Origin of the sequence: Maribacter sp. UBA3344, from assembly GCF_002362375.1 — a bacterium.
GTDB lineage: Bacteria > Bacteroidota > Bacteroidia > Flavobacteriales > Flavobacteriaceae > Maribacter > Maribacter dokdonensis.
In genome coordinates, this window is sequence record NZ_DERI01000022.1 from 1 (window position 1) to 4157 (window position 4157).

At 34.3% G+C, this 4157-nt stretch carries 5 protein-coding genes; 1 reads left to right on the plus strand and 4 read right to left on the minus strand.

Annotated features, from left to right (window positions below; all coding sequences use genetic code 11):
• Positions 1-222: 222 nt before the first annotated feature.
• From B2Z27_RS14250 to B2Z27_RS14265, 4 genes are all read right to left on the minus strand, one after another.
• A complete protein-coding gene (locus tag B2Z27_RS14250) occupies positions 223-399 on the minus strand; it encodes a hypothetical protein (RefSeq protein WP_286814144.1) in 177 nt (58 codons plus the stop codon).
• 416 nt (positions 400-815) lie between these two features.
• A complete protein-coding gene (locus B2Z27_RS14255; RefSeq protein ID WP_286814145.1) occupies positions 816-2093 on the minus strand; it encodes a sulfatase-like hydrolase/transferase in 1278 nt (425 codons plus the stop codon).
• A 126-nt stretch (positions 2094-2219) separates the two neighbouring features.
• Positions 2220-2420: a hypothetical protein gene (locus B2Z27_RS14260; protein WP_099193483.1), complete on the minus strand. Its 201-nt coding sequence runs from the start codon at positions 2418-2420 to the stop codon at positions 2220-2222.
• Between the two features lie 265 nt (positions 2421-2685).
• On the minus strand, positions 2686-3186 hold the full coding sequence (locus B2Z27_RS14265; protein WP_286814146.1) for a hypothetical protein: 501 nt from the start codon (positions 3184-3186) through the stop codon (positions 2686-2688).
• A gap of 163 nt (positions 3187-3349) precedes the next feature.
• Between B2Z27_RS14265 and B2Z27_RS14270 the strand changes: the two genes are divergently transcribed.
• Positions 3350-3712 (plus strand): GTPase, encoded by a 363-nt coding sequence (locus tag B2Z27_RS14270; RefSeq protein WP_286814147.1) that lies wholly within the window; start codon positions 3350-3352, stop codon positions 3710-3712.
• Positions 3713-4157: the final 445 nt, after the last annotated feature.

A 4157-nucleotide genomic window follows, 5' to 3' on the forward strand; every position in this document is an offset into this window, starting at 1 on the left:
TTATAGGCTTGTGCAACGGTTACTATTGTTACAGCAAGTTGCGACATATTTGAGTAAACACGAAAATTTACGTTTCCCTAGTTATTCCGCCCGAGTAAAATCCATTTGCACAAACAAGCTAAGAATTCCGTCGAAACAGTTTCGCTTGGGTGAAGTCCATCTACGCAAGCTAACAAAGGATCCCGTTTGATTAAGCTTATTTTATTCAATTCGAGTTAAAATCTAAGCTTTGTTTTTTTTATAAATATTGTAAATCAAATAAATAGCAGTAAAAACTACAATTCCAATCCAATTCATATCGCTTATAGTAAATCCATCTTTGTAAAGAAAAGCGAGTGCTTCATAGATAATTAGCGCTCCAAATAATAATAATGCTTGAAGGTAAATGTTATTTTTCATAAGGATAGTTTTTAAAATGTCTTGGTTGATTCATATTATAAGTGTCAAAAATTTCATTTTGTTACAAATAAAATATTAGACCATAATTTCTAGCTATTTCGGCATTTACTTCCCAATAATTCCATTTTAGTTATTTTCCGACCGTAATTTTATTTTTTGAGCTATTTGCTGTAACTATCGTATATGTGCACAATTACACATATGCCGCCATATTCAGAAATATGAGTAATTGCACTCCTAATATACCACTAAGGAATAAACCTACAATTTCATTTTCAGACTCCGTTACGGGAAACCATAACTGGTCAAAAACTATGTATGTTTTGGGTGTTTTTATGACCAAATGGTCATATCAAAGAACATTTTAAAATGTTAAAAGGTGTATTAGGTACAACCTGTATTTGGCAATACTTATTTTAATTTCTGATCCTCAACAATTCGGCTTCTAGGGCTTCTTTAGTTTTCTTTTCAACAGTGGTGAGTGGCGAATTTAAAATGTTGCTTTTTTCGTAAGGGTCATTAATTAAGTGGTACATTTCTTCATTGCCATCTGCAAATACTAACAATTTGTAAGTGCCATTGCTAATGGTCCAAGCATCATTTTTTTTATTCTTCATTTCAGCATATTGATACTTTCTAATGGATTTCTTTTCAGAAAAAAGAGATTTAAAGCTTTTGCTGTCGTTAATTTCATCAATGTCTACACCTGCTATTTCCGCAATTGTTGCAAAAATATCCGTACTCGTAATTAAGTTGTTATCACTACCTTTTCTTTCTACACCCTTACCGGATACAAATAAGGGCATATTTATACCGCCTTGATATAGACTTCTTTTTACTTGATTTTTATCATATGGATCTTGGGTAACTATGGGTTCTGTACCGTTATCGCCCAAAAAAATGATTATCGTATTTTCTCTGTCCTTTTTTGAAATAGAATTTAAAAGTTTGCCTATTTGAAAATCCATAGCCTCAATAGAAGCCATAAAATAAGGGGTTGGGTCCACATCTTTAGTGTATGGTGGCAAATCTCCTTGACTATGCATTTCTGCAGGAGGAATATGAAAAGGCGTATGCGGGGCATTATATGCCAACCACATAAACCAAGGTTTCTCTTGTTCATTGATCCAATTGAAGGCTAGATCTGTAAATTTTTTGGTAGTATATTCTTTAGAAATTGTTTGTTTTCCTTTTTCTGATAAAGGCCAATTATAATAGTCTTTTACAGAACCGATAAATATACCTGCATAGTAGTCAATGCCAAAGGTCTCAGGATTAATGGTTGTATCATAACCAGAGATGTGCCATTTACCAACTACAGCTGTCGTGTATGAATCATCAGTGTTTTCGCTGATGTATTTTTGCAATAAAACTTCATTCTCATTCAATTTTTGATTTGCCCATGTTACATCAGTTCTATATCCATATTTACCTGTAATCATGGAAGCTCTAGTTGGAGAACACGTTGGGTATGTCCAGAAGTTAGTAAAGTTTACACCTGATTTTCTGATGGCATCCAAATGTGGTGTATGGGGTTTTATAGTTCCTTCTGCATATCCGTTCAATGCATCTTTTCCCATATCATCCGCTATAATAAATAATATGTTAGGCTCTTTATCAGTAGTTTTTTTATTCTGGTTGATTTCACAGCTCAAAAAGAAAATGGATATTAAAATGTAAAATGTTTTGGTCATTACTGTTGTTAGTGTGAATAGAATTATTGCTAATGGTTGGGTTGTAAGCAGTAGGTGGGTAAACTAATGTTTGTGGTTAGCCTTGTTCTTAGTGAAATCTTTTTGTTTTTCTTTTTTCTATGTGCTCTATTTTTGCTTCTTTTTTAAACCCTCTTTCTTCATATAGCCAATTGCCCAAATTGCAAGCCCTAATGGCAATATAATATCTATCCAACCATAAATTGTATTAAGTGCTTCAACTGCATAATATTTTTTAGACAGCCAAAATAACGCACCGATGACCATGAGCACAAATCCTATGATTTCCAATTTATTGTTCTTCTCCATTTATATTGTTTTTAGATTCTACTTATCAAGTTTTAAATTTGTGAGAAACGTGATTCGGTATATTTGCTAACGTTTTAGCTATGAACAGTACGGGAGCAAACTGGCTTTTGCTTTCCGTTTGGAACTTAGCCAAACCTTTTTGTTTTGCTTTTTCTTTTTTATTTAATGTCAAATCCAAAAGATTTTGCGGACTTCATAAAAATACGCAAACCCTGCTAATATGCCCATAACCCGTATTGTTTATAGGTTTGTTGTGCAACGTTTTTTATGCAATGCTGTTTATTCTCAAATCTCCATAAGAACCGGTAGTGAGGTTAATTTTAATATTGAAAAAACAATTTCCACCATCATCAACCTCATAAGGATAGCTTTTCAATTGGTCCTCTGTCCAACCAGTATCACAGAAAAAATTTATCCAAACTTCTTTTTCTCCTTTTTCATTTAAGATAGCTACATATTGTCGATTGTAGCCTTCTAGTTCAAGTCTCCATCTAGAATCATTTTCTAGTTCGCTATTGTGTTCTATTATTGCTTTTTCTAGAATAAATTCAATTTTGCTTAGTTCGTTCAATTTTAAATCCGCTGGTGACGGTTTTGAGTTTTCAAAAATCCAGTGCCATTCGGGGTTAAATTTTAAAATTGCAAAGTCCGAAAAATCGAGTCCGAAATCCGTCCGTTGAATTTTTTCTTCAATTTTACCCTCCGCTTTGGACTGTTCTTTACAGCAGGAAAATAAAATTACTAAAATAAAAATGGTTCTTTTCAAATCTGTCTTTTAGAAATGTTGCACAACTATTGTATAAGTGTAATTGCACTCCTAATATACCACTAAAGAATAGACCTACAATTTAGAATTCATTCCCCATTACCGAAAAGCATAGCTGTGTAATTATGATGTATGGTTTGGGTATTTTTACGACCAAATAATCATGTCAAAGAAAATTTTGTTTATCTATAATGCCAATAGTGATACCGGTAGTAAAATGTTGGACTTTGCCCATAAAATAGTGAGTCCCACAACCTATAACTGTAACCTGTGCTCACTGACCCACGGGAATTTCACCGAGAAAAAGCAATGGAAAACGTTTAGGGAAGGTTTATTGACAGAAGGCTACGAACTAGAGTTCTTTCATAAAGATGAATTCCAAGAAAGCTATAAAAGCAAATTTGGACATGCATTTACCTATCCTATTATATTAGAGGAAACGGATTATGATTTAGAGGTGCTGGTCACAACAGAACAACTAAATGCTTTTGAGGGAGTGGAAGAGTTGATCGCTGCGCTTGGTTGATGGTTGTTCGTTGTTGGTTGTTGGTCTCACTCGGTCACTGAGCGTAGCCGAAGTGATGCTTGTTCCGGTCCCTTCGACTGCGCTCAAGATGTAATGCTGGTTTCAGTAGGCAGTTTCAGTTTTCAGTTGTTTTCGTTATAAGTTCCCACTGTCAGTTCGAGTGGAATTCGAGGCACGAGGAATTTGCCTGTCCGCCGACAAGGAGGGTATCGAGAACAGGTTTGGAACACGCTATGGTTCTCGATACAATTTTCTTACTTCCGCTCAGCTGCAGTAAAAAAATCACTCGAACTGACAAATTTGAGAGGTAGGAAGTGTAAAGTAAGAAGCATTAAGTACTAAGTATGGGCTATGAAGTAAGAAAATAGAATTTAGAGTATAGACTTTTTTGTTGCATGAAATTTAGCAAAGCTAAATTTTAATCAACGAACAACCATCAACGAAC